25 protein-coding genes and 2 tRNA genes are annotated in these 26,280 nt (G+C 59.7%); 11 read left to right on the plus strand and 16 right to left on the minus strand.

Translation table 11 applies throughout. From position 1 onward, the window contains the following. Positions 1 to 163: 163 nt before the first annotated feature. Both IEX40_RS06155 and IEX40_RS06160 read left to right on the plus strand, forming a co-directional pair. Positions 164 to 751: an SIS domain-containing protein gene (locus IEX40_RS06155; protein WP_188746325.1), complete on the plus strand. Its 588-nt coding sequence runs from the start codon at positions 164 to 166 to the stop codon at positions 749 to 751. Between the two features lie 2 nt (positions 752 to 753). Beyond that, positions 754 to 1,329: a BON domain-containing protein gene (locus IEX40_RS06160; protein WP_229680620.1), complete on the plus strand. Its 576-nt coding sequence runs from the start codon at positions 754 to 756 to the stop codon at positions 1,327 to 1,329. Between the two features lie 2 nt (positions 1,330 to 1,331). Here IEX40_RS06160 and IEX40_RS06165 read toward each other — a convergent pair whose 3' ends face one another. From IEX40_RS06165 to petA, 5 genes are all read right to left on the minus strand, one after another. After that, positions 1,332 to 1,748, minus strand: a complete 417-nt coding sequence (locus IEX40_RS06165) for a ClpXP protease specificity-enhancing factor (RefSeq protein WP_188746329.1) — start codon at positions 1,746 to 1,748, stop codon at positions 1,332 to 1,334. A gap of 173 nt (positions 1,749 to 1,921) precedes the next feature. Beyond that, positions 1,922 to 2,554, minus strand: a complete 633-nt coding sequence (locus IEX40_RS06170; RefSeq protein ID WP_188746331.1) for a glutathione S-transferase N-terminal domain-containing protein — start codon at positions 2,552 to 2,554, stop codon at positions 1,922 to 1,924. A gap of 95 nt (positions 2,555 to 2,649) precedes the next feature. Then, entirely contained in the window at positions 2,650 to 3,420 is a 771-nt protein-coding gene (locus IEX40_RS06175; protein ID WP_188746332.1) for a cytochrome c1, read from the minus strand. After that, on the minus strand, positions 3,420 to 4,676 hold the full coding sequence (locus IEX40_RS06180) for a cytochrome b (RefSeq protein ID WP_188746334.1): 1,257 nt from the start codon (positions 4,674 to 4,676) through the stop codon (positions 3,420 to 3,422). The genes IEX40_RS06175 and IEX40_RS06180 overlap by 1 nt, the downstream gene beginning before the upstream one ends. After that, positions 4,676 to 5,272 carry a ubiquinol-cytochrome c reductase iron-sulfur subunit gene (gene petA / locus IEX40_RS06185; RefSeq protein WP_188746337.1) on the minus strand — a complete coding sequence of 199 codons (597 nt, stop codon included), beginning with the start codon at positions 5,270 to 5,272 and terminating at the stop codon, positions 4,676 to 4,678. Before petA ends, IEX40_RS06180 begins: the two co-directional genes overlap by 1 nt. Positions 5,273 to 5,339: 67 nt before the next feature. Between petA and IEX40_RS06190 the strand changes: the two genes are divergently transcribed. After that, positions 5,340 to 5,546, plus strand: coding sequence for a hypothetical protein (locus IEX40_RS06190; protein ID WP_188746338.1), 207 nt, complete (start codon positions 5,340 to 5,342; stop codon positions 5,544 to 5,546). Here the strand turns inward: IEX40_RS06190 and rpsI are convergent. From rpsI to IEX40_RS06215, 5 genes are all read right to left on the minus strand, one after another. Continuing rightward, positions 5,543 to 5,935 carry a 30S ribosomal protein S9 gene (gene rpsI, locus IEX40_RS06195; protein WP_188746340.1) on the minus strand — a complete coding sequence of 131 codons (393 nt, stop codon included), beginning with the start codon at positions 5,933 to 5,935 and terminating at the stop codon, positions 5,543 to 5,545. The genes IEX40_RS06190 and rpsI overlap by 4 nt on opposite strands. A 14-nt stretch (positions 5,936 to 5,949) precedes the next feature. Further along, the gene (gene rplM / locus IEX40_RS06200) at positions 5,950 to 6,381 is read right to left on the minus strand and encodes a 50S ribosomal protein L13 (RefSeq protein ID WP_036182857.1); all 432 of its coding nucleotides are present in this window, start codon (positions 6,379 to 6,381) and stop codon (positions 5,950 to 5,952) included. Positions 6,382 to 6,605: 224 nt separating this feature from the next. Beyond that, on the minus strand, positions 6,606 to 7,715 hold the full coding sequence (zapE, locus tag IEX40_RS06205) for a cell division protein ZapE (protein ID WP_188746342.1): 1,110 nt from the start codon (positions 7,713 to 7,715) through the stop codon (positions 6,606 to 6,608). A gap of 99 nt (positions 7,716 to 7,814) precedes the next feature. Further along, a complete protein-coding gene (locus IEX40_RS06210; protein WP_188746344.1) occupies positions 7,815 to 8,525 on the minus strand; it encodes an LrgB family protein in 711 nt (236 codons plus the stop codon). Next, the gene (locus tag IEX40_RS06215; protein WP_188746346.1) at positions 8,522 to 8,881 is read right to left on the minus strand and encodes a CidA/LrgA family protein; all 360 of its coding nucleotides are present in this window, start codon (positions 8,879 to 8,881) and stop codon (positions 8,522 to 8,524) included. The genes IEX40_RS06210 and IEX40_RS06215 overlap by 4 nt, the downstream gene beginning before the upstream one ends. Before the next feature lie 189 nt (positions 8,882 to 9,070). Here IEX40_RS06215 and IEX40_RS06220 point away from each other — a divergent pair. Next, a tRNA-Pro gene (locus tag IEX40_RS06220) sits at positions 9,071 to 9,147 on the plus strand. Between the two features lie 277 nt (positions 9,148 to 9,424). After that, positions 9,425 to 9,501 (plus strand) — tRNA-Pro (locus IEX40_RS06225). A 135-nt stretch (positions 9,502 to 9,636) separates the two neighbouring features. On the opposite strand, the gene IEX40_RS06230 is transcribed toward IEX40_RS06225, so the two are convergent. Further along, positions 9,637 to 10,758: an alanine/ornithine racemase family PLP-dependent enzyme gene (locus tag IEX40_RS06230; RefSeq protein ID WP_188746348.1), complete on the minus strand. Its 1,122-nt coding sequence runs from the start codon at positions 10,756 to 10,758 to the stop codon at positions 9,637 to 9,639. 156 nt (positions 10,759 to 10,914) lie between these two features. Between IEX40_RS06230 and IEX40_RS06235 the strand changes: the two genes are divergently transcribed. After that, entirely contained in the window at positions 10,915 to 11,856 is a 942-nt protein-coding gene (locus IEX40_RS06235; protein WP_188746350.1) for a LysR family transcriptional regulator, read from the plus strand. Positions 11,857 to 11,859: 3 nt separating this feature from the next. Here the strand turns inward: IEX40_RS06235 and IEX40_RS06240 are convergent, their stop codons facing one another. The 5 genes from IEX40_RS06240 to IEX40_RS06260 all read right to left on the minus strand — a co-directional run bounded on the left by IEX40_RS06240 (position 11,860) and on the right by IEX40_RS06260 (position 16,391). After that, entirely contained in the window at positions 11,860 to 12,663 is an 804-nt protein-coding gene (locus tag IEX40_RS06240) for an ABC transporter ATP-binding protein (RefSeq protein ID WP_188746352.1), read from the minus strand. Between the two features lie 5 nt (positions 12,664 to 12,668). Next, positions 12,669 to 13,403 (minus strand): ABC transporter permease, encoded by a 735-nt coding sequence (locus IEX40_RS06245; RefSeq protein ID WP_188746353.1) that lies wholly within the window; start codon positions 13,401 to 13,403, stop codon positions 12,669 to 12,671. A 2-nt stretch (positions 13,404 to 13,405) separates the two neighbouring features. Then, positions 13,406 to 14,119 carry an ABC transporter permease gene (locus IEX40_RS06250; protein WP_188746355.1) on the minus strand — a complete coding sequence of 238 codons (714 nt, stop codon included), beginning with the start codon at positions 14,117 to 14,119 and terminating at the stop codon, positions 13,406 to 13,408. Between the two features lie 203 nt (positions 14,120 to 14,322). After that, on the minus strand, positions 14,323 to 15,108 hold the full coding sequence (locus IEX40_RS06255) for an ABC transporter substrate-binding protein (RefSeq protein WP_188746357.1): 786 nt from the start codon (positions 15,106 to 15,108) through the stop codon (positions 14,323 to 14,325). A gap of 260 nt (positions 15,109 to 15,368) precedes the next feature. Beyond that, positions 15,369 to 16,391, minus strand: a complete 1,023-nt coding sequence (locus IEX40_RS06260; RefSeq protein WP_308421592.1) for a GlxA family transcriptional regulator — start codon at positions 16,389 to 16,391, stop codon at positions 15,369 to 15,371. Between the two features lie 208 nt (positions 16,392 to 16,599). On the opposite strand from IEX40_RS06260, the gene IEX40_RS06265 reads away from it, so the two are divergent. The 5 genes from IEX40_RS06265 (at position 16,600) to astA (IEX40_RS06285) (ending at position 26,280) form a co-directional block, all read left to right on the plus strand. Beyond that, positions 16,600 to 21,405, plus strand: coding sequence for an NAD-glutamate dehydrogenase (locus IEX40_RS06265; RefSeq protein WP_188746359.1), 4,806 nt, complete (start codon positions 16,600 to 16,602; stop codon positions 21,403 to 21,405). Positions 21,406 to 21,420: 15 nt separating this feature from the next. Beyond that, a complete protein-coding gene (locus IEX40_RS06270) occupies positions 21,421 to 22,647 on the plus strand; it encodes an aspartate aminotransferase family protein (RefSeq protein WP_188746361.1) in 1,227 nt (408 codons plus the stop codon). 289 nt (positions 22,648 to 22,936) lie between these two features. Then, positions 22,937 to 24,190 (plus strand): hydrolase, encoded by a 1,254-nt coding sequence (locus IEX40_RS06275; RefSeq protein ID WP_188746363.1) that lies wholly within the window; start codon positions 22,937 to 22,939, stop codon positions 24,188 to 24,190. Continuing rightward, a complete protein-coding gene (astA, locus tag IEX40_RS06280) occupies positions 24,184 to 25,215 on the plus strand; it encodes an arginine N-succinyltransferase (protein ID WP_188746364.1) in 1,032 nt (343 codons plus the stop codon). Before IEX40_RS06275 ends, astA (IEX40_RS06280) begins: the two co-directional genes overlap by 7 nt. 33 nt (positions 25,216 to 25,248) lie before the next feature. After that, positions 25,249 to 26,280, plus strand: coding sequence for an arginine N-succinyltransferase (gene astA, locus IEX40_RS06285; protein WP_188746367.1), 1,032 nt, complete (start codon positions 25,249 to 25,251; stop codon positions 26,278 to 26,280).

The raw sequence follows: 26,280 nt of genomic DNA on the forward strand, positions 1-26,280 counted from the left end.
CTCAAGTGCCAACGGGGCATCCGCCCCAGGGCACTGATCCGGGCCGCTAGTAACCTGCCGTTTATATCGGCAGGTTAAAATGAATGCGGTCCGGACTCGGCCGACTACACCCCAGTATGGTATAAAGACGCCTTTCGTCCCTGAACACCGGATATAACACTCAATGGAACTTGAAGACCGAATTGTCAGCCAGTTTCACAACTCGATGGAGATCAACGCTCAAACCATCGAGCATTACACGCCGCTGATCGCAGAAGCCGGTGAACTACTGCTGCAGTGCTTGGTCACAGAGAGCAAGATCCTGTGCGTTGGAAACGGCGGTGCCGGCGCCCTGTCGCAGCATTTCGCTGCGTTATTGCTGAGCCGTTTCAGGCACGAGCGACCGGGCCTGCCGGCTCTGGCACTTAATGCCGACAGCGCCGTAATGAGCGCCATCACTGAGGACAGCAGCTTCGCCGAGGTATATGCCAAACAGATTCGGGCCTTGGGCCAACCGGGCGATATCCTATTGGCGATCTCACCCGATGGCCGGGGCACCAGCCTGGTTCAAGCGATCCAGGCCGCTCATGACCGCGAGATGCAGGTGATTGCGCTCACCGGTGGTGATGGCGGCAACATGACCGCATTGCTGGCCAGGGATGAGATCGAGATATGCATCCCCAGCGATGACGAAGCCTTGGTTTACGACGCACAGCTGTTGGTACTGCACTGTTTATGCGATCTGATCGACCACCAACTGTTTGGAGCCTGAACGTGAAATTTTCTGCCATCCCCGTTGCACTCCTGCTCTCCGCCAGTCTGCTCAGCGGCTGTGCACAACTGGTCAGCGCCACCCGCGAAGAACCCATCTATGAGGATAAGGGCAATCGCACCCTGGGCAACTATATCGAAGACGAGATGATCGAAACCAAGGTACTGGTCAACATCAGCAAGGGTTCCACGCCGCTGGCACAGTCCCATGTCAATGTCACCAGTTTCAACGGCCAGGTACTCCTGACCGGCCAGGTACCGGATGAGCGTGTACGCCAGGAAGCGGAAAGGGTCACTCAGACCACCCGCGAGGTGACCAAGATACACAACGAGCTGGAGATCGCCGGCCCCACCTCCACCATCGTGCGCACCAACGATGTCTATCTGACCAGCCGCGTCAAGATTCAGCTGCTGGCCGACAAAAATGTCCCAGGTAGCCGGATCAAGGTAGTCACCGAAAACGGCGTGGTTTACCTGATGGGTCTGGTCAAGCGCAGCGAAGCGGAAACCGCCGTTGCGATCGTGCGCAGCGTCGCCGGCGTGCGCAAGATCGTCAAGGTGTTCGAGTACATCGACTAACCCTACTTCACCACGCGAAGAGAGGGACGACCACCTCCCGGGCCCGGCTCGGGAGGTTCCGGCTCTGGCTGTTCAGCTTTCGCCAGCGCCAGCAGATCGGCTCCCGGCTCCATACCAAAGCCCATGCCCATACCATTTTCCCGCGCATAGATAGCCAGTACGGCGGTTATCGGTACATACACGTTCATCGGCACCCCACCGAAGCGCGCATTGAAACTGACACCGGCATCATTCATATCCAGCTCCCGAACCGCCCCCAGCGCGATATTCAGGGTTATCTGCCCATCCTGAACATAGGCGTCAGGCACATTAACCCCTCTTACGCCGGCATCGACAACGATAAGCGGTGTAAGGTCGTTATCGCAAAGCCACTCATACAGGGCTCGCAACAGATAGGGCCGACTGGGCGTTACAGACATAAAAAAACTCCTATCGCCGCTTCTGCGCATTCATGCACCCGCGGCATGACCGTCATGGATGACAGGAATCCTGTCGTTGCAGGCGCAAACGACAGAGTCCGTACATCCTGCATATGAAAAAGGGACGGGGCAACAGCCCCATCCCTTTAGCAAGTTGCTGATCGCCTAGCGAATCAGTCACGCATTTCGCGCTCCGCCTCGGAGAGACTCTCCTGGAAGGATTCACGTTCGAACAAGCGCTTCATGTAGCCAATCAGGGGCTTGCACTGAGCCTCAGGCAACTCGACCCCCATCACCTGCAGACGCCAAAGCAGCGGCGCGATGCAGCAGTCGACCAGGCTGAACTCCTCGCTCATAAAGAACGGCTTCTCCGCGAAGATCGGCGATACGGCAACCAGGCTGTCGCGCAGCTCTTTGCGAGCATTCTCAATCTGCTCCGCGCTGGCCGTACCTGCAAGAATCAGATCAGCCTGCGCACACCAGTCGCGCTGGATGCGATGCATGAACAGACGACTCTCCGCCCGCGCCACAGGGTAAACCGGAAGCAGTGGCGGATGCGGGAAACGCTCGTCCAGATACTCCATCATCACGTTGGGTTCATACAACACCAGCTCCCGATCCAGCAGAGTCGGCAAGCTGTTGTAAGGATTAAGCGCTGCAACATCCTCAGGCAGCTCGCTCTCCTTGCAGTCAACAATATCGACTGCCACACCTTTCTCAGCCAGTACGATACGTACGCGGTGGCTGTAATGGTCATCACCATTCGAATAAAAGGTCATGGAAGAACGTTTAGCCACAACTCCCATCTACAAATCCCCATAAAAAAGTCAGATGTAGAAACAAAAAATCTACGCGGCCCTCACGGACCGCGTAGTTCTATTATTCACGAACACCCGAGTGTTTAGTGAACGTCTTTCCAGTACTCTTTCTTCAACGCGAAGGCGAATACGAACAGAATCACCAGGAAGATCAGAACATACGTACCAATCTTACCAGAGACCATCTTCGAGGGCTCGCCCATGTACGCCATGAAGTTAACAAGATCGTACACGTACTGATCGAATTCCTCTTCGCTCATTGAACCGCTCTTCGGCTCGATCGACATGCAACCGCCGATCTCCTCACCGGTCAGCGGATCGATCTTGCCATGCTCACTGTGCAACTCTGCAGGTGTACAGTGGTTAATCACAGTCCCCTGCAGATTTTCCAGCACGTTGGGCATACCAACATCCGGGAACACAGCGTTGTTCACACCCCAAGGCCGCGACTCATCCTTGTAAAAGCTGCGCAGGTAGGTGTAGACCCAATCCGGACCACGAAGACGCGCTTCCAGCGTAAGATCCGGCGGCGGGTTGCCGAACCATACCTTGGCTTCGGCAGCCGGCATGGCGTTGGTCATGTGTTCACCGATCTTCTTGTTTTCATCGAAGATCAGATACTGTTCAACCAGCTCATTCGGGATTTCGAGATCCGTTGCAGCACGCTCGAAACGCTGATACTGAGCTGTGTGACAGCCCAAGCAACGGTTAACGAAGTTCGCCATACCCCGCTGCAGGGATGCTTTATTGGTCAGATCCACTTCAAACGAATCCAATGGCACAGCCGCACCACCAGCCGCGCTGGCGGTTACCGGCGCCAGCACCATCATCAGAGCAATGAGATACTTTTTCATTAGCCTGTCACCCTCTCCGGAACCGGTTTTGTCTTTTCCATCCGTGTATAGAACGGCATCAGGATAAAGAATGCGAAGTAAAGAACGGTACAGATCTGAGACACCATGGTACGACCCGGCGTTGCAGGCAACGCACCCAAGACGCCCAGAATCACAAAGCTCACGGCAAACACCAACAGCCAGACCTTGCTCAGCCAACCTTTATAGCGCATGGATTTAACCGGGCTACGGTCGAGCCAGGGCAGTACGAACAGGATGGCAATTGCCGCCCCCATCACCACAACACCCCAGAACTTCGCATCGACACCGAACAGCGGGTAGGTCACGGCGCGCAGCATGGCGTAGAACGGCGTGAAATACCACACAGGCGCAATGTGATCCGGCGTTTTCAGCGCGTTAGCCGGTTCAAAGTTCGGTTTCTCCAGGAAGTAACCACCACCCTCAGGGAAGAAGAACACAACGGTGCAGAATACGAACAGGAAAACAACAACGCCAACGATATCCTTGACGGTGTAGTACGGGTGGAACGGGATACCGTCCAGCGGCACACCATTCTCATCCTTCTTCTCTTTGATTTCGATGCCGTCCGGGTTGTTGGACCCCACTTCGTGCAGCGCGATGATATGCAGCACTACCAGCGCCAGGATAACGATCGGCAGCGCGATAACGTGCAACGCAAAGAAACGGTTCAGGGTGATACCGGAGATCAGGAAGTCACCTCGAATCCACTGCTGCAAGTCCGGACCAATTACAGGAATAGCACCGAACAGGGATACGATTACCTGGGCACCCCAGTACGACATCTGACCCCAGGGCAGAAGGTAGCCCATGAAGGCTTCAGCCATCAGTGCCAGATAGATGGTCATACCGAAGATCCACACCAGCTCGCGTGGCTTACGGTAGGAACCGTACATCATGCCGCGGAACATATGCAGATAGACCACGACGAAGAATGCTGACGCGCCGGTAGAGTGCAGATAGCGCAGCAGCCAGCCGTACTCGACGTCACGCATAATGTATTCGACGGACGCGAACGCACCTTCGGCGCTCGGGTTGTAACTCATGGTGAGCCAGATACCGGTCAGAATCTGGTTAACCAGCACCAGCAACGCCAGCGAACCGAAGAAGTACCAGAAGTTGAAGTTCTTCGGGGCATAGTACTTGGAGAGATGATCTTCCCACATCGCGGTAGCGGGGAAGCGATCGTCGATCCAGCCCATCAAGCCGGGATTTCCTTTATTGCGATAGCCAGCCATTACACAGCCTCCTGATCGACACCAATAACGAGAGTGTTATCGTCTTCGTATTTGTGCGGCGGAATCACCAGGTTGGTCGGCGCAGGAACACCTTTGAATACGCGACCGGAAAGGTCGAATCGCGAGCCATGACAAGGACAGAAGAAGCCACCCAGCCATTCAGCCCCCAAATCCTCCGGAGCAATTTCCGGACGATAGGTCGGCGAGCAGCCCAGGTGAGTACAGATACCGACCATCACCGCGTATTCCGGGCGCAACGCGCGTGCCGGGGTATGCGGGATGTAATCCGGCTGCTGAGGCTTCTCCGAGTTCGGATCCGCTACCTTGTCGTTGAGTTTTTCCAGGTTAGCCAGGGCTTCCGGACCGCGACGAACGATCCACACCGGCTTACCACGCCACTCAGCGATCATCTGCTGCCCAGGCTCAAGCTTGCTGATATCCGCCTTCGCAGGTGCACCGGCGGCTTTTGCCTTGGCGCTCGGATTCCAGGAAGCCACGAACGGGACAGCGGCCCCAACGGCACCCACTGCCCCTACGGCAGACGTGGCACCAATCAGGAGCCGGCGCCGACCCTTATTCACGCCGTCATTGCTCATTAACTTCTTCTCCCCTCAATCGACGACCGCTTTCGCACACACACAAAAGACAAGCCGCCCTTCAGTCATGAAAACCACAAAACCGGATTTTTCAAATGGCGCAAATCTTAAAGAAATTACCCCACAGATACAAGGTAAAACCCCCAGACTAAGACCAATTACCGGTGTTTTAACAGCATGTTTCCAAATACAAAAAAGCCCGCAAACCACAAGGGTCGCGGGCTTTTTCGACAATCTTTTGCGCTGCAGCAAAAAAGCCGCAGGTAAAGATTAACGCTTGGAGAACTGAGGACGCTTACGCGCTTTGCGCAGACCGACCTTCTTACGCTCGACTTCACGCGCGTCACGGGTAACGTAACCCGCCTTGCGCAGAGCCGGACGCAGAGTCTCGTCGTACTCCATCAGTGCACGGGTGATACCGTGACGGATCGCACCAGCCTGACCGAAACCGCCGCCACCAGCGACAGTCACGTATACGTCGAATTTTTCTTTGGTCTCAGTCAGCTCCAGCGGCTGCATGACGATCATGCGCGCGGTTTCACGACCGAAGTAATCTTCGATGGTGCGCTGATTGATAGTGATCTTGCCAGTACCGGGACGCAGAAATACACGCGCGGTAGAGGTTTTGCGACGGCCAGTGCCGTAATACTGAGTAGTAGCCATTATTCGCCTTCCCCTTAGATATCCAGTTCTTTCGGCTGCTGAGCCTGATGCGGATGCTCGGCACCTGCGTACACTTTCAGCTTGGTGTACATGGCACGGCCAAGCGGGCCCTTCGGCAGCATACCCTTGACGGCGAGCTCGATGGTGCGCTCAGGGAAGGTCTGAACCATCTTGTTGAAGTTGGCTTCCTTCAGGCCACCCGGAAAACCGGAGTGACGGTAGTACATCTTGGCATTACGCTTGTTGCCGGTCACGTTTACCTTTTCGGCATTGACGACAACGATGTAATCACCGGTATCAACGTGCGGAGTGTATTCCGGCTTGTGCTTGCCACGCAGACGGCGGGCGATTTCAGTCGCCAGACGACCCAGGGTTTTACCCTCGGCGTCAACAACGTACCAGTCGCGTTTTACTTCGGCTGGCTTAGCGCTAACAGTTGTGCTCATTGTTTCTATACCTTGACCTTAAGCCTCGAACCCAGGCAATTCCGTGAGATTCGCCCACTTCAGCCAGAGTTCCGACTTACCTTATAGTTATTGGTTGCCACCGCCGATCACACCTAAGTGAGCTAACGACACCAACGTACACTATCCTCTACCCCTTGCAGAGGAGCGCGAATTATAGACAAGCACCTGGACAAAATCCAGCGCTTGTGACCGACAAAAATCACTTATCCAGCGCGATGCTCGCGCACCAGATAATCGTGTGATTGCATCTCCAGCAAACGACTCTGGGTACGCTGAATTTCGAACTCCAGCCGCCCTTCGCTATAGATCTCCGCTATCGGCACGGCAGCGGAGATAATCAGCTTGACCCCGCTGTCATAAAACTCGTCCACCATATTGATAAAACGACGGGCGGCATCGTCGTTGCTGCGCCCGAGTTGCGGCACGTTACTCAGTATTACCGCATGGAATATCTTGGCCAATTCGATGTAGTCGTTCTGGGAACGAGGCCCATTACAGAGGTCATTGAAATCGAACCAGACCACATCCTCACACATTCGGCGAGTCGCGATGCCTCGCCCGTTGACCTCCAGCACCTCGCGTTCAACCACCTCTTCCAGATCCGGCGCCAGCGCCTCGAAGCTGGTGTTAAGACTCAGATCGGCACTGCCGTCCAGCGGCCAGTGGTAGAGCTCAGCCTGTTCCAGCGTGCGCAGGCGGTAATCGATACCGCCATCCACATTGACCACCTCGGTATAGCGATTGATCAGGTCGATCGCCGGCAGGAACCGCGCGCGCTGCAAACCATCCTTGTACAAACCGTCCGGAACGATATTGGACGTTGCCACCAGTGCCACGCCATTGGCGAACAACTGCTCCATCAAGCCGCCAAGGATCATCGCATCGGTAATATCGGAGACGAAAAACTCGTCAAAACAGATGATCCTGGCCTCTTCCGCGTACTTGCGGCCGATCTCCACCAGCGGGTTCTTGGTTCCATCCAGCAGCCGCAACTCGTTGTGTACCCGCTGCATGAAACGGTGGAAGTGGGTGCGCATCTTGCGCTCGAATGGCAAGCTGTCGTAAAAAGTGTCCATCAGATAGGTTTTGCCACGGCCGACACCACCCCAAAAATAGAGTCCCTTCACCGGCTCGGCCTTTTCCCGGCGCAGTTTGCCACCGAGGCGCTGCATCAAACCGGGACGCGGCGCACGCTCAGCCGCAACCAAGTCGTCATACAGGCGCTGCAGATGCCCGACCGCCATCTCCTGGGTTACGTCATAGGAGAAGTCATCCCGTTGCAGGTCCTGTTTATAGCGCTCAAGCGGTGTCATCGCGACTCACATCCTCAGTACAAAATCTATCCAAAATTCGCCGCTGCGAACTTTACTGCTGTGCAACATTTTTATCAAACTCACTGTTCACCACCGCGACTAAAAGCCAACAATCGACACCAGCAAAGGCACGAGGAATGCGGTCACCAGGCCCGCCACCCCCATCGCCAGACCCGCAAATGCCCCTGCCATCCCGCTTAAGCCGAGCGCATACGCGGTGCCCAAGCCATGCGCTGAAAGCCCGAGGCAGAATCCTCGCGATACCTCATCCTCAATCTTCATCAACCTGAAGACCCGGGGCGCAATAACACAACCGATCATGCCGGTGATCAGCACCAGGCCCGCCGCCATGGAGGGGTAACCACCGATTTTTTCCACGATACCGATGGCAATCGGCGAGGTGACCGACTTGGGCACAAGGGTCAGAATCGTGCGAGTCTCGCCGCCCAGCAGCCAGGCGATACCCGCAGCGCTGACTACAGCCGTGAAAACGCCGCATAACGAGGCAATCAGGATCGGCAGCCACATTTTGCGCACCCGGTCAAAGTAATCGCACAAGGGGATCGCCAGCGCCACCGTCGCAGGTCCGAGCAGGAAATGGATAAACTGCGCACCTTCGAAATAGGTGTCATAGTCGGTACCGGTTGCGACCAGCAGGGAGATCAAAATCACCATCGAGATCAACACCGGCTGAAACAGCGCCAGGCCACCGAGTCGCTTGTTGAGCCAGCGACTGAACATGAATGCAGCCAGCGTCAGGACGATCCACAGCAGCGGGCGGGCAGAAAAGTAGACCCAGAACGAGGTCATAGCTCCTCCTTCGCGGAGAAGCGACGTGCCAGGCGCGACATCAACCACCCGGTCACGGCCATGGTGATCGCGGTACTGACCACCAGCGTTACTGCCAACATCACCCACTCCCGGGCCAGCAGTCCAAAATGATTCATCAAACCGACACCCGCGGGCACGAACAGCAGCGCCAGATGGCCCAGCAACCCATCGACGACCTTGCGCAGCGCTTCAGGCACTCGCCTTCCGGTCAACAACAGCAGCGATAACAGCAGCAGCATTCCGACCACAGGCCCCGGAACCGGCAACCCTAGAGCGACCACGAGCAACTCCCCGATCAATTGGCAACCGAGCAGTATCAACAGGCCCAGCAGCATCTTCACCTCCGCGCTTTCGCCACATATCCATTTTATTGACCGATAGCCATAGAGAAGCGATTTTTTTATCGCCACACCTCTTGGCACGACCAGAACGCCTCACTATAATGTGCCCCGCTGTTTCGACAAGAGGCGTTAGGCCAAAGTCGAGTGGCACGAAAGCCGCGGTTCCGCGCTTTCATCATGAGTCGGGGTGTAGCTCAGCCTGGTAGAGCACTGTCTTCGGGAGGCAGGGGTCGTAGGTTCAAATCCTGTCACCCCGACCATTTCTTTGTTAAGTCCCTTTGCCGACATCGTCGGCCTAGCCTAGACATCGTCGGGTTAGCTTAATAGCTCCTAGCGCCAATCCCGCACGTCAGCCCAGAATCAGGGTTTTCGGTCGTAATCGCGCGATTGCGCAGCGCACGAAATGCACGCCCGCATCTTGTTGACAGCCAAAGAAAAACCCTTATAATTCGCGCTCACTTGAACGGCAAGGACACCCGGTCCAACTACAAAGCTTTTCAAGTAATACCAGAAAGCTCCATGTCTGGAGCCGGTCGTCGGGGTGTAGCTCAGCCTGGTAGAGCACTGTCTTCGGGAGGCAGGGGTCGTAGGTTCAAATCCTGTCACCCCGACCATTTCTTGTTTCAGTTCGTCGCTGTTTCATCTCATCCGCTTCATCTCATCCATAGTCTCAAAGTTTCATCGTGCGCCATCTCTGGCGACAGCCCCCTTGCTGACTCCACACCGCACGTAAACAGCTCGTGGCGTACTCAACGCACCATTCTCAACAGTCCGCCTCGCTCTCGGCGCCAGCCAGCGTTCAGATCCGGCCGCTTAGTCACATAGGGCGACAACATCGCCTGCACCAGTGCGCCATATCCCGGCACTAACCGCACTTTATCGCCCACCGCATAAGCGCCGCGTACTGACGTCATATCCAGCACCAGATGATCGGATGAAGCGCCGATGATCTCGATGCCGGAGTCCTTCGCTTTCAAGGTGGCCAGATCGGTGTCCAACCGGCCCAGACTCAGAATCCCGCGGACCTGATCACCCAGATCCTCGAACACCGGCACATGGCCGAAGGCATCCAGCACAATCTCGCCGTCCGGCAGGGATGACTTGGTCTGCACTTCGATCAGCTCCGCCTCCAATTCGAACACGTCGGTGTGCAGACCGGGCAACGGCTCGTCGGTGAAGGGGTTGCGCCCCAGCAGCATCGAAAATCCGACCCGGATATGGTTGATCCCGGCGGGCAATCGCCCCTCCAGCAACAGCGGCAGGGTACCGGAGTTGCCTCCGGAGACGTACTGCAGCGGATAGCCGAGCTGGCGTTCGCTGGCTCGGGCCAGCTCGACCAGCTCGGTCAGTTTTTCCGGCGTGGTGCGGATACCGCCGAGACAGCCCAGATTGGTGCCGATACCAGCCACCTCGATCATCGGCAGCGCTTTGATGCGCTCGATCAGCTGCGGTAACTGCTGCGCCGCGACCCCTTCACGCCGATCGCCCAACTCGACCATCAACAGCACCCGGTGTTTGCGCCCCAGCCGATGCGCCGCCGCGTGCAGCGCGTGGATAGAGTCGTATTCGGAGTTCAGGCTGATCTCACACAGCCGCACCACCGCCTCCGCCTGAGACGGAGCCGGCAGACGCAACAGCATGGTCGCGGCGTCAATTCCGCCATGTGCCAGCTGTTCAAGGTTGTGCAACCGGGAGTCGGCCAGCATATCGCAATCGCCATCGAGCGCGGCGCGAGCGACATCGGTCCAGCCGCAGCCGGCCTTGACCACCGCCGCCAGCGTCACGCCCTGCTGCCGGCATAACGCTTTGATCCGGCGCACATTGTCGGTGAGCTTACGGGAGTCGAAATACAAAGACGCACTGCTGTTCATACTGCTGCAACCACTGGCTAAGGCAGGCCGTTCCGGCTTGCGAATAAACAGAGGTTAGCGAAGCGAAAAGCATTGATAAAAATGTTATTCTGAATCTCGAATATAGATTAAATCTATACATGATCTATCCACCCAATTACCCGATGAGCACTGGCCATGACCGACCCCTACAGCCCGCACAACCAGCTGGAGCGCTTTGCCACTCGTCTGGATTGGAACCTGCTGCGCACCTTCATCTTCATCGTGCAATCCCGCAGCATCAGCCGCGCCGCCGAGCGCCTTTACCTGCAGCAGCCCACGGTCAGCGCGGCACTGAAACGGCTGGAGGAGGCGCTCGGCCGACGCTTGATCGACCGTCGCCCCGGCCATTTCGAGCTGACCCCGGCAGGGCAGAAACTGTACGACGAGGCGCTGCAGGTCTACCGCCAGGTGTCACGTCTAAGCGAGCTGATCGACGCAGCGGACAGCGACACCAGCGGCCATGTGCGCATCCTCAGCATCAGCCAGGTCGGCTGCGAAGATTATGACCGTCTGCTGCAGCGCTTCTTTCGCCAGCATCCGCGGGTATCGCTGTCGATTGAGGTCGCAACCACGGCCGAAGTGGTCCGAGCGGTGGAGAACAGCACGGTAACACTGGGGATCTGCGATGCCGATGTGGCACCGCCACTGGCGAAGATTCTGCTCAGTACCGAGCAGTACGCGATCTACTGCGGCCGTTACCATCATCTGTTCGGGCGCCAGGGGCTGGCGTTGGAGGATCTGCGCGGCGAAGCCTATATCGGCTTCACCTCCGACGTGCTCGGCGGCGACTATATGGGACCGGTCACGGCGATGCGGGCACTGGCGTCGATTGGACAGCAGGTACGCGGCGCCTCCAGCAACGTGGAGGAGGTCAGTCGGATGATTCGAGCCGGTATCGGCATCGGCGCCCTGCCCGTCCACCTGGCACAGCCAAGCGTCGAGCAGGGCGAGTTATGGCAGTTGCCACCCTATACCGACCTGCCCCAGGTCGATATCCAGCTGATCTACAATCCGCAGTCACGCTTCAACGACGGCGAGCGCGCGCTGATCGAAGCGCTGGAGTCCGGGTTAAGATAGGCCTCAGAAGTTGGTGCTGAGGAACTGACGGAAACGCTCCGACTCCTGCTGCTGGAACAGTTTCTCCGGTGCCCCCTCCTCCTCCACCAGCCCCTTGTGCAGAAACATGACATGGGAGGAGACTTCGCGCGCAAACGCCATCTCGTGGGTCACCACGATCATCGTGCGCCCCTCCTCGGCCAGCTTGCGCATCACCAGCAGTACCTCACCAACCAGCTCCGGGTCCAGCGCCGAGGTCGGCTCGTCAAACAGCATCACGTCGGGCTCCATGGTCAGTGCCCGCGCAATCGCCGCGCGCTGTTGCTGACCGCCGGAGAGATGGGACGGATAGTGATCCGCGCGATCACTCAGGCCCACCTTGTTCAGGTAGTAGCGCGCCCGCTCCTCGACCTCCGCCTTTGGCTGTTTCAATACCCGCAGCGGACCGACCATGCAGTTTTCCAGCACCGTCATATGACTCCACAGATTGAACTGCTGGAACACCATGCCGAGACGGGCACGGATCCGCTCCACCAGCCTCTCGTCCTCCGGCACCGCCTCGCCCAGGCGGTTGTGTTTGATATGCACCTGCTGGCCATGCACGATCAGCTCACCGGCATCGGGCACTTCAAGCAGGTTCAGGCAGCGCAGAAAGGTGCTCTTGCCGGAGCCACTAGAGCCGAGGATGGCGGTAACATCATGCTGGTGCGAGGTCAGCGAGATCCCCTTCAGCACCTCCAGCTCGCCGAAAGACTTGTGGATATCGCGTGCGATCAGCGGTGCGTCAAGCACCTGGGAGGTGGCATTTTCTTTAACCTGAGTATTCATAGTCGTTATTCCGTCGGTGCGACAGCAACTGCCGGGGTGGATGAACGCTGGACTGCTCGCCGCCGCAGATGCGGGTTCAGGCGATCCTCCAGCCGACGCCATACCCGAACGATCAGCATCGTGATCACCAGGTAGAGCAGCGCCGCCCACAGATAGATCGAGAAATCGAAGGTCTTGGCGAAGATGGTCCGGGTCTGGCCCATCAGATCGAACAGGGTCACCACGCTGGCGATGGCACTGCCCTTGAGCAGCAGGATCACCTCGTTACCCAGCGCCGGAAAGGCGATGCGGTACGCGTGGGGCAGCACGATCAGCCGGTAGCGCAGCCAGGTCGACATGCCATAGGCCTTGGCGGCCTCGATCTCGCCCCGGGGCACGCCCTGGATACCGCCACGCAACAGCTCGGCCTGATAGGCCGTGGTGTTGAGCGCGAAAGTGATCAGCGCACAGTAGAACGGGTCGCGGAACAGCCACCAGAGGTTCAGCACCTGCAGTTCGTGGCGATACTGGCCGGCGCCGTAATAGATCAGGAACAGCTGCGCCAACATCGGCGTACCGCGGAAGAAGGAGATATAGACCCGCACCGGCAGTGACAGCCAGCGCCGATCCGAGCTGCGTGCCACAGACATCGGCATGGCACAAAACGCGCCGATCAACAGCGCCAGGCCGGACAGCTTGATCGTCAGCCAGCTGCCCTCGAGCAGCAGATGGCCATATTGCAGAACAGTATCGAACGACATCTTCAAGCCCTCCTGATACCGCGATTAGCCCGCGCTTCCAGCTGAGCCAGCACCACTTCAGAGAGGATGCTGAGCAGCCAGTAGGCGGCGCAGGCAAGCAAAAAGAAGGTGAACGGCTTTTTGGTCGCCCCGACGGCGATATTGGTCATGCGTAGCAGATCGTTCAGCGCGATGATCGACACCAGCGCCGTATCCTTGAGCAGATTGACCCAGAGGTTGCCGAGACCCGGCAGCGCGAAGCGCCAGATCTGCGGTAGCTTGATAAAACGGAACAGGTCCCAGCGACTGAGGCCGATAGCCTGTCCGGCCTCGATCTGGCCCCGGTCCAGCGCCTGAAAGGCGCCGCGCAGCACCTCGCCGGAGAACGCGCCGAACACCACGCTGAGCGCGATAACGCCGGCAATGAACGGACTCAACTCGACAAACCCCGCCTCGGCGTCGATCCAGCGCCAGACGCCGTTCAGCAGCATGGCGATACCGTTATAGACCAGGAAAAGCGTCAGCAGCTCGGGGATACCGCGTGCCGCTGTGGTATAGCCGCGGCCGATACGGCGCAGCCAGGGATGAGACGACAGCGACGCCCCGGCCACGGCGAAACCGATCAGCAGCCCGAGCGGCAGCGTGGTGATAGCCAGTTGGATCGTCACCAACAGGCCGGATAGCAACTCGTCACCCCAGCCATCGGAGCCGAAGGCGAGTAAGGATAGATTGTCCATAGGAACCTCGTCAGTGTCAGCCGACACTGGATTCAGTGGCTAGAGGGCGTGGAATTACGAGTGGGAGGATGGGCCAACGGTGCGTCATCGCGGCACCTGTGGGCGTTGGTTGAAATAGTCATCGGGCGAGTCCTCAGTTGGCGCTATTGTTATCGGTATTCGGGCGGTGTCAGCCACCGCCCGTTCAACCGGGAATCGACGGTTTATTTCATGTCGTAGATGTTGATCGGGAAATACTTGGCATTGATCGCCTTGTAGGTGCCATCGGAGACAATCTCGGCCAGCGCAGCGTTGAGTTTGTCGCGCAGCTCATCGTCCTCCTGCCGCACCGCCATACCGGTACCCTCACCGGCATACTGGGGATCGGTGATCGGGTTGCCGACCAGCTGGCAGCAGGTGCCGTCCTCGCTGTTGGTCACCCAGTCCAGCATCGGGAACAGGTCGCTGACCTGCAGGTCGAGACGACCGTTGATCAGGTCAAGGTTAACCTCGTCCTGGGTCCGGTACAGGCGCACGTCCGAATCGGGGTAGTTGGCCTGCAGGAATTCGGCCTGGGTGGAGGCGCTCAACGCGCCCAGCGACATATCTTCCAGAGCCTTAGGGCTCAGATCGGGATACTTGCGATCCGCCGCGCCGACGAACGTCAGTGCGGCCTTGTAGTAGGGATCGGTAAAGTCGACCTGCTTCCTGCGTTCTTCGGTGATCGACATCGATGCCAGGATCACATCGTACTTGCCGGACAGCAGCGCCGGAATCATGCCATCCCAGTCCTGGGATACGAAGCTGCACTTCGCGTTCATCTTTTCGCACAGCGCCTTACCGATGTCGATATCGAAACCGACCAGCTCGCCATCGGTATTGAAATAGTTGAACGGAGGGTAGGCGCCTTCACTGCCGATGCGAATCGTCGTCCAGTCTTTGGCCCATACCGGACTCGCCATCAGGCCGACCAGGGTCAGCGCACCACAGAGCAACTTTGAACTCTTCATCTACTCAATCCTCAGCTTTTAATTCTTCTGTCGGCCATTACGGGTGACTGCGAGAGGTAAACCTGCTCGCTGTGCAGGCATGAAAAACCTGACGGACACACCCGAGTCATTGCACCTTAACAGAATCATCGCTGAGGCTTTTTCACCCACCGGACATGGTTTTTCGATAGCGCGACCGGCCTGACCAAAAGCCCAAAGATGGTGCTCGGACGCACAAAATAGCTCAAATAATCAAATAGTTATGAAATTCAATGGCAGAATTAATGCTCGGAGGAGCGCCCATACCGGGGCTGAAGTTCTGGTGATTCGCCAGCCGGACGCGCATTGCGCCGCTCCTGCCGTGGCGTCAGCCCGAAGTGGCCGCGATAAGCGGTACTGAAATAGGAGGCACTGGAGAATCCGCACATCAAGCCGACCTGCAGGATCGGCCGGTCGTCGGTGCGCAACAGCGTACGCGCCCGCTCCAGCCGGAGTTCGAGGTAGTACTGCGACGGCACCGTCTGCAGGTGCTGCTTGAACAGGCGCTCCAGGTGGCGCCGCGACACACCGACATGATAAGCCAGGTCGTCGGTCGTCAACGGCTCCTCGATATTGGCCTCCATCAGCGTCACCGCCTCGATCAGGTTCGGCTGCTGGGTACCGATGCGCACCTTCAGCGGCACGCGCTGCGCCTCATCGCTGAGCCTGATCCGCTCGCAGACGAACTGCTCCGACAAGCGGGACGCCAGCCCCAGGCCGTGATCGCGACCGATCAGAAACAGCATCATGTCCATCGCTGCAGTACCGCCACCGCAGGTATAACGGTCACGATCGGTTTCGAACAGATTACCGGTGGCCTGGACCCGCGGAAACGCCTCTTTCAGCGCCGCCATATCCAGCCAATGGATGGTTGCACGATAACCATCGAGCAAACCGGCCCGCGCCAACAGATAAGCGCCGGTACCGATACCGCCCAGCGTGCGGATGGTGCGTGACCAGCGCTTAAGCCAGAGCGTCAGTTGCTCCTGGCCGTTGCTCGACAACTGCGCCGGTCCACAAACGAAGAGCGTATCGAGCGCCGGCACCTGCTCCACCTGGGTCTCGACACGCACCTCGACGCCACAGCTGCTCGCCACCAGCTCCTCGCCGGCTCCGATCAGCACCGCCTCATACAGGGTCTCGCCAGATAGACTGTTGGCAGTGCGCAGCGCCTCCACAGCGCAGGAAAATCCGGTCAACGAAAAGCCCTGCATCAGCACGAAGCCGAAGCGCTGAGTCTTGCTGTTAGCCGCTGCGTTATTCAATACCGTAACCAGTGTCTATATATGCTTATAAGAATAGCTGCGCATGATACAGCCGGCGCCGATAAAAGCAGCGCCTGCCGACGCGCTATGGCAGCAGGGTGAAATTAGGCGTCGCCTAAACACAATTTACCCGCTGTCGACGATACTGGGCTTTACGGATAATGGATTAAGTCCCTTAGGCCGACCAACCAAGATGACGACAATAACAATGACTACCTCACCGACAGCTCAGAAAAAACCGAAAGCGACGGGCTCGACACCGGGCATCGATGCGATGATCGATGCTCAGCACGCCCCCGAACAGGCGCGGCAATGGCATCGCTTGTTCAAGGAGATCTACCGTCATCAGCTTGTACAACGCCCACTCCCCCCCGAAGATCAATACGGCGCACTGCGCTCGGCCTGGCAGCTGTTTGAACAGCACCGCGCAGAGCAGATAGAACTGCGCGTCTATAACCCGCAGCGCGGCAGCGACGGCTGGCAGTGCGAGCACAGCGTCATTGAGCTGGTGATGGACGATCAGCCCTTTATCGTCGCCAGTTGCCTGACCGAACTCGCCCGCCAGGGGATCCGAGTACACCACCAGGCCTACCCGATGATGGATGTGCGGCGCGATGCCGAGGGCCGCCTCCTCGATCTCTACCCTGATGATACGACCGGTACAATCCGGGAAACCCTGGTACGTTTCGAGATCGACCGGCAGCCGGATACTGAGGCGCTGGACACACTGAGGCAGTCGCTGCTGCACGTGCTCAACGATGTGCACGCCACAGTGTGCGACTGGAAACCGATGATGCTGCGTCTCGAGGAGGCCGCCACCGAGTGCGAACAGGCCGGCGATGCCGATGCCGAAATCGTGACCTTCCTGCGCTGGCTGGCCGATGACAACTTCCTGTTTATCGGCTACCGCTACTACGAAATTGCCACCGACAGCCGTGGCGATCTCCAACTGCACTACCGTGATGGTTCCGGCCTGGGCTGTTTCCGCGACCCGATCACCGAAAGCCAGCGTCTGATCCAGCTCGATGCGACACAGAGCGCGCTGCTGCGCTCACCGGAGCGGCTGGTACTGACCCGCTCCACCACCCGTTCCACGGTGCAGCAAGGCCGCTACCTCGACTATATCGGCGTTAAGCACAAAGACACCGAGGGACGACTGATCGGCGAATCGCGCTTCTTCGGTCTCTATTCCAGCAAGGCCTACGATGCCCCGCTGACCCATATCCCGTTGATCCGCACCAACATCCGTCGCCTGCTGGAAAGTTCCGAGCTGCCCAGCAACAGTCACGCCTACAAAGCCTTGCGCCACCTGCTGTTTACCTACCCACGCGACGAGATGCTGCAAACTCGCTACGAGGAACTGAAGGAGATCATCTACGGCATGCTCGATTGTGTCGAGCGCCGCAGTCTGGGCCTGTTCCTGCGCACCGACGCCCATGGTCGCTACATCCGGGCGCTGATGCTGATTCCGCGCGACCAGTACCACACCCAACTGCGCCAGAAGACTGAGCAGATCCTGATGCAGGCACTGAATGGCCACAGCGCCGAATTCAGCGTCCGCCTGACCGAGGATCCGTTGGCGCTGATCGAGTTCTGCATCTATAGCCACAACGCGCTGCAGGTCCAATACAACCGTGAAGCGCTGCAGCAGCAGATCATCGATGCCGCCGAGAGCTGGCACGACCGCCTGCACCAGCAACTGCTGGAGCAGCTCAGTGAGGTTCAGGCCAACGCGCTGTTCGCCCGCTACGCCCAGCGCCTGCCCCTGGCGTACCGCGATGCAACGCCACCGGCCACTGCGGTCGAGGACCTGGCACAACTGGCGAGCCTGGGCGTGGACAACAGCCTGACCACCCGCCTGGCCCCCCTGGCCGCCGGGCACTTGAGCTTGAGGGTACTCGGCTGTGGCGGCGACATGACCCTATCCGATGTGTTGCCGATCCTGGAACACCTCGGCGTCAGCGTACTCAGTGCAACCCCCTACCAGCTCAGCCCAGAGAAGGGGCAGCTGCCCGGCTGGATCATCGACTTCCAGCTCGCCTGTGATCCACAGCTGGACCTGGAGCCACAGGCGGTGCGCGAGCAGTTCCAGCAGAGCTTTATCCGCACCTACAACGGCGAACTCGAGGATGATCGTTTCCACCAACTGGTGCTGCGTGCCGGACTCAGCTATCGCGATATCACCCTGCTTCGCGCGGTCAGCAAATACCTCCAGCAGCTGGGCGTCCCCTTCAGCCAGCACTACATCGAGCAAGCGCTGTCACGCAATCCGCAGCTGACCCGCCAACTGTGCGAGCTGTTCGCGATACGTTTTGCGCCCGACTTCGACGGTGATCGCCAGGCCAGCGAAGAGCGGCTCAGCCAGGCCATGCTGATTGCATTGGACGCGGTGGAAAACCTGGATGAGGACCGTATCCTGCGTCACTACCTCAGTGTCATCCAGGCGATGCTGCGCACCAACTGCTACCAGCGTATCGACGGCCGTGAAAAGGGCTACCTGTCGTTCAAACTCAACACCCGCGCCTTGAGCTTCGCCCCGGAACCGCGCCCGGCGTTCGAAATTTTCGTCTACGCGCCCTGGGTCGAGGGCGTACACCTGCGCGCCGGTCCCGTGGCCCGCGGCGGTCTGCGCTGGTCCGACCGACGGGAAGATTTCCGCACCGAGGTACTCGGGCTGGTCAAGGCGCAGATGGTCAAGAACGCAGTCATCGTACCGGTTGGGGCCAAGGGTGGGTTTGTCGCCAAACAGCTGCCTGAGGGCGGCGATCGCCAGGCGATCCAGAACGAGGTGATCCACTGCTACGAAACCTTCATCCGCGGCCTGCTCGATATCACCGACAACCGAATCGGCGACGAGATCGTGACACCCGACCTGGTGGTTCGCCACGACGCTCCCGATCCCTATCTGGTGGTCGCGGCCGACAAGGGTACCGCCACCTTCTCCGACATCGCCAACCGCATCAGCGGCGAATACGGTTTCTGGCTCGGCGATGCCTTCGCCTCCGGCGGCAGCAACGGCTACGACCACAAGAAGATGGGGATCACTGCACGTGGCGCCTGGGAGTCGGTCAAGCGCCTGTTCCGCGAACAAAATGTGGACTGCCAGAACCAGGACTTCACCGCCATCGGCATCGGCGACATGGCCGGCGACGTATTCGGCAACGGCATGCTGCTGTCGAAGCATATCCGCCTGGTCGCGGCGTTCAACCACCAGCACATCTTTATCGACCCGAACCCGGACGCCGCCAGCAGCTGGCAGGAGCGCAAGCGCCTGTTCGACCTGCCCCGCTCCAGCTGGGAGGACTATGATCTCAGCCTGATCTCGCACGGTGGCGGACTGTATAAGCGCAGCGCCAAGCGGATCGAACTGAGCCCCGAAGCCCGTGCTGCACTCGGCACCGAACAGACCCGTTTTACGCCGAACGAGCTGATCAGAGTCATCCTGCAGGCGCCGGTGGACCTGCTCTGGAACGGCGGCATCGGCACCTACGTCAAAGCCAGCGGCGAAACTCACGACCAGGTCGGCGATCGCAGCAACGACGCCCTGCGTGTCGACGCCAGCGAACTGCGTGTGAAACTGATCGGCGAGGGTGGCAACCTGGGTCTGACCCAGCGCGCCCGCATCGAATACGCCCGTGCTGGCGGTCGCATCAATACCGATGCCATCGACAACTCCGGCGGCGTCGACTCCTCCGACCACGAGGTCAACCTGAAGATCCTGCTCAACCAGCCACTGGCCGACGGCAGCCTCGATCAGGCCGCCCGCAACAGCCTGCTCGAGAGCATGACCGACGATGTCGCCCGGCTGGTGCTGCGCCACAACTACGGCCAGAGCCAGATCCTCAGCCTGGACGAGCGCCAGTCACCAAGTCGGATCAACGACCACCGCCGCCTGATCCAGCTGCTGGAGAAAGAGGGTCGGCTGAACCGTGAACTGGAGCAACTTCCCGGTGACGACGCGCTCGACCTGCTGTCCCGCGAAGGCCAGGGGCTCAGCCGGCCTGAGATCGCGGTGTTGCTCGCCCACAGCAAGCTATGGCTGTGCGACCGGTTGATCGCGGAGGGGCTGGCCGAGGATGAAAGCCTGGCCAAACAGTTGCCAGAGTACTTCCCGGAAGCGATCCGCCAGCGCTACACTGACGCGCTCGCGCACCACCCGCTGCGCGCCGAACTGCTGGCCACCCATCTGACCAACAGGCTGTGCAACCGCATGGGCGAGACGTTCGTCAGCTACCTGCAGTCGGAGACCAACTGCCGTGCCATCGATGCGGTACACGCGTTCGAAACCAGCAATCGGATTTTCGATATCGACAATCTGTGGACCCAGCTTGAGGCACTCGAGTACAGGATTCCGGACGACCTGTTCCGCGATCAGCTCAGCACCATCCAGGATCTGCTGGAACGCACCGCGCTCTGGCTAGCGCGTCAGCCGCGTCATGAGCTGAGCGATCAGGAGCAGGTGGACGCGTTTGCGACCGAGATCAGTCGACTGATCGAGCATCTGCCGGAGCTACTCGACACCGAGGAGCTGGAACAGCAGCAGCTGCTGCGCGACCGACTGGCCGCTGCCGGTACACCTGCAGCCCTCGCCGCCCGCCTGGCCACCCTGGGCTACCAGTATCCGCTGCTGGCGGTCGCGCGGTTGTCGCGCAATCGTGGCGAGAGCAGCCCGGTTACCGCTGCGCTGCATTTCGCGCTGGAGCAACGGCTGCAGCTAAAGGCCCTGCGCCACCGCATCGCCGCCCTGCCCGAGCGTGATCTCTGGCAGCGCAAGGCCCGCGCCGCGCTGGCCCGTGAGGTGGACGACTACCAGCTGCAGCTGTGCCACTGGATACTGGATACAACCGCAGCCGACGCCGAGCCTGGGCAGCGGCTGGACCAGTGGCAGCAAGGGGTAGCACAACAACTGAACAACCTGGAGCAGATCCTCAGCGAGGTCCGCGTTAACGAATCACCCGATCTGGCCATGCTATCCGTTGCCGTGCGCAAACTGGGCAGCCTGCAGCCGCTTTAATAACGGAGATACCCTATGACTCAACACACTGTCAGCCGTGCCACCTTCGACGACGTCATGGTGCCTAACTACAATCCGCCCAGCATCATCCCGGTACGCGGTGAGGGCTCCCGTCTATGGGATCAGGAGGGACGTGAGTATATCGACTTTGCCGGCGGCATCGCGGTCAACGTCCTCGGCCACCACCACCCGGCGTTGGTCAAGGCATTGAAGGAGCAGGCCGACAAGGTGTGGCACCTGAGTAACGTGTTCACCAACGAGCCGGCGCTGCAGCTGGCGCAGATGCTGACCGAGCGCACCTTTGCCGACCGCGTGTTCTTCTGCAACTCCGGCGCCGAAGCCAACGAGGCCGCGTTCAAGCTGGTGCGCAAGTACGCCCATGACCACTTTAGCCCGGACAAGCACGAGATCATCGCCTTCAACCAGGCATTCCACGGTCGCACCCTGTTCACCGTATCGGTGGGCGGTCAGGCCAAGTACCGTGAAGGATTCGAGCCGGTGCCCGGTGGTATCACCCATGTACCGTACAACGACATCGAGGCGCTGCGCGCCGCGATCTCCGAGCGTACCTGCGCCGTGGTGATGGAGCCGATCCAGGGTGAGGGCGGCGTCATCCCGGCCAACCCTGACTTCGCCCGCGCCGTGCGCGAGCTATGCGATCAGCATCAGGCGTTGCTGGTGTTCGACGAGGTACAGACCGGCGTCGGCCGCACTGGCAATCTGTACGCCTACGAAGAGCTGGGCGTCACGCCGGATATCCTGACCAGTGCCAAGGCGCTCGGTGGCGGCTTCCCAATCGGCGCCATGCTCACCCGCAGTGAGATCGCCGCCAGCTTCTCCTTCGGTACCCACGGCACCACCTACGGCGGCAACCCGCTCGGCTGCGCAGTCGCCAAGGCAGTGCTGGAAGTGGTCGATACACCGGAGGTACTCAGCGGCGTCAAGCGCAAGCAGCAGCTGTTCGTCGACCGCCTGCAGGCGATCAATGCCCGTTACCACTGTTTCAATGAGGTTCGCAGCGCCGGCCTGCTGATCGGTGCCGAGCTGAGCGAGCCGTGGCAGGGCCAGGCGGCGAAATTCCTCGCCGCCGCACGTGAGCTGGGCCTGATGATGCTGATCGCCGGCCCCAACGTGCTGCGCATGACACCCTCGCTGATCATCCCGGACGAGGATATTCATGTCGGCATGGACCTGCTCGAGCAGGCAGTCGCCACCGTACTGGAAGTGGAACAGGCCGGCTGAACCTGACCCTCCCTCAGGGGCGCCGCGACGACGGCGCCTTTTTCCTTTTACACCAGGCACTAAACCCAAAGCCCAGTTGCAATCTCGCGCCGGGCTCTCCCTGTCCAATACCGAAAAAGTATTGGTACCGGACATCCTGCATACCCCGCGCCTGCGCATCCCTGCGCTCTCGGGGTAGCGTACATCCTGTACATAAATTTCTGGTCGCCTCAGTGACAGTTCTGACCTGTCCGTGTGGCGCACATTCAACAATAATTAACGCTACAACAGGAATAACTAGGAGTGCCCGATGACTGCCGATCGCCGCTACGCCCCCTGGCTCGAATGGCTGGACAGCCAGCACGAGGTCATGCTGGCGCGCACGCTGGAGCTGGCGGAGATCAACTCCGGCAGCCTCAATGCCGAGGGCGTCAACCGGGTACGTGCCGCGCTGCAACGCTACACCGAAGTCCTCGGTGGCGAAGCCGAGGTTCTGCCGGTGGCACCCTTTGCCCTGGTCGACGAGCAGGGGCAAACCCGTCATATCCCACTGGGTGACGCCCTGCGCATCCGCAAACGGCCTGAGGCGCCGTTGCAGCTGTTCCTGTGCGGCCACATGGATACCGTATTCCCCATTGACCACGAATTTCAAACCGTGCGCTGGCTCGATGACAATACCCTGAACGGCCCCGGCGTCGCCGACCTCAAGGGCGGCCTGATGGTGATGCTGAAGGCGCTGGAGGCGCTGGAGCGCAGCCCCTATGCCGAGAAGATCGGATGGGAGATCCTGTTCAACCCGGACGAAGAGATCGGCTCGCCAGGCTCGGCGCCGTTGATCGCCGATGCCGCCAACCGCTGCCACCTGGGTCTGATCTACGAGCCCTGCATGCCGGACGGCAACCTGGCCGGCGCCCGCAAGGGCAGCGGCAACTTCAGTGTCGTGGTCAAGGGACGCGCCGCCCACGCCGGCCGCGAGCACCACCGGGGCCGCAACGCGGTGCGCGCACTGTGCGACTTCATCGCGGCGCTGGATGACCTCAACGGTCAGCGCGACGGCGTCACCGTCAATCCCGGCTTCATCCACGGCGGCGGCGCCGTCAACGTGGTGCCTGACACCGCCATGGCACGCTTCAACATCCGCATCGAACGGCCGGAAGATGAGACCTGGTGCCTGGCCAAGCTGAACAGCCTGTGTACCGCCATCAACACCCGCGAGGGGATCAACCTGACCTTGCATGGTGGTTTCGGTCGCAGACCCAAGCTGCTGTCGAGGGCCAACCAGGCACTGTTCGAACTGGCCCGCGACTGTGGTGCCCAGCTTGGCATGGCGCTGGAGTGGAAACCCACTGGCGGTTGCTGTGACGGCAACAATCTGGCCGCTGCCGGTGTACCGAATATCGATACTCTGGGCGTCCAGGGCGGCAAGATCCACAGCGCTGACGAGTATATGCTGGTCAGCAGTCTGACCGAACGCGCCAAGCTGAGTGCACTGATTCTGATGCGTCTAGCCTGTGGCGAGCTGGACCTGTCCTTGCTTACTGAAGGGAAAACACACCAATGCTGATTATCCGTCCCGTCGACTTTCCGGACCTGCCGGCACTGGAGCAGCTTGCGATTCAGTCGCGCGGCAGCACCACCACCCTGCCCGCCAACCGCGAATACCTGGGCCAACTGATCGCCCAGACGCAGGCATCGCTGGAAAAGAAGGTCAGCCTGCCCGGCAATGAGTCCTACCACTTCGTACTTGAGGAGAGCGACAGCGGACGCATACTCGGTATCAGCGGCATCGAGGCGAGCATCGGGCTCGACTCACCCTTCTACAGCTACCGCATCGACGAGGTGGTGCACGCCTCGCGCGAACTGCAGATCCACAACCGCATCCCGTCACTGCACCTGTGCCACGACTACAACGGCACCAGCCGGCTCTGTACCCGTTACCTGTCAGCGGAGGCGGACTCACCGGCCAACGCCCACTTGCTGTCACGGGCACGGATGCTGTTCATTGCCGAATACCCCAAACGCTTTGCCCGCCGCACCGTGGTCGAGCTGCAGGGCATGGTCGATGCCGAGGGCAAGTCGCCGTTCTGGGAGTGCCTCGGCCGCCACTTCTTCGGCATGGACATGTCCCAGGCCGACTACCTGACCGGCATCAACCGCAAAACCTTCATCGCCGAATTGATGCCGCACTACCCGGTCTATGTACCGTTATTGAGCGAAGCGGCACGCAACGCCATTGCCCAACCGCGCCCCGATATCGAGCCGGTGATGGACCTGCTCGAAGATGAGGGCTTCGAATTTCGCGGCTATGTCGACATCTTCGATGCCGGGCCTACGCTGGAGGCGCGTACCGACGACATCCGTTCGGTCTGGCAGAGCCAGCTCCGCACCCTGAAAGTATCCGCACAGCCGACCGACAGCGAGCAGTGGTTGCTGCTGAGCAACAACGCCCTGTCCGGGTTCCGCGCCCTCCTCGTACAGGCCGATGCCGAACAGCCCGAGATCAAGCCGGAGGTAGCCGAGCTGCTGCAGCTCAAGGATGGCGACCCGGTCAGGGTACTGCCACTGGCCGCCGACGATCTGCTGCAGTAGCGAAGCACCGACGCAATAAGAGGTATTGAAACGATGATGATTATTCGACCGGTGCACCAGGATGACTGGGCCGCGCTGCGGGAGCTGGCACGCAAAACCGGCCCCGGCTTCACCTCCATGCAGGACGATGACAGCCATGTCCGCAGCATGATTGAAGCGGGCACCAGCGCCTTTTCCAATCCACCGGAAAACCGCGATGCCTACTACCTGTTCGTGATGGAGGACAGCACCAGCGGTCAGGTTGTGGGTACCTGTGCCATCCACGGCGCCGTGGGCATGAAAGATGTCTGGTACAGCTACCGTCTCGGTACGCTGGTGCAGGCATCCCGCGAACTGGGCGTCTACCGCAAGCTCAACACCCTGACCATCAGCAATGACCAGACCGGCTTCAGCGAACTCTGCACCCTGTTCCTCGACCCCGAGTACCGGCGCAGCCTGAACGGCCACCTGCTGTCTAAATGCCGCTTCCTGTTCATGGCCGAGTTTCCACACCTGTTCAGCGACACGCTGATCGCCGAAATGCGCGGTTACTCCGATGACAACGGCGTGTCGCCGTTCTGGGAGGGACTGGGACGCCAGTTCTTCTCTATCGATTTTACCCAGGCCGACCAGCTCTCCACCCGTAACAAGGTGTTTATCGCCGAGTTGATGCCCAAGCACACCATCTACACCAACCTGCTGCCGCAGTCGGCGCAGGACGCGATCGGCCGGACCCAGGAAGCGACCAAACCGGCGCGCCGCCTGCTCGAAAGCGAGGGGATGCGCTACAACAACTACGTCGATATCTTCGACGCCGGTCCGATGCTGGAAGCGCCGGTGCAGGATATACGCGCTATCCGCGACAGCCTCTATTTCAAAGCCCGGGTCGAGGACCAGGTCGACGATCAGGAGCAGCCTTTCCTGATCAGCAACACCCTGCTTGACGGGTTCCGCTGCTGTACCAGCAAAGCGGTAACGCTGCGCCACAGCATCGCCACCCTGAATAGCGAAACCGCCGCCGCACTGAACATCCGCAGTGGCGATACCGTCCGTATCGTTCCGCTGTTTGCCGAGAGGAGAGCCTGA

This window comes from Marinobacterium zhoushanense, assembly GCF_014641945.1.
Taxonomy (GTDB): domain Bacteria; phylum Pseudomonadota; class Gammaproteobacteria; order Pseudomonadales; family Balneatricaceae; genus Marinobacterium_D; species Marinobacterium_D zhoushanense.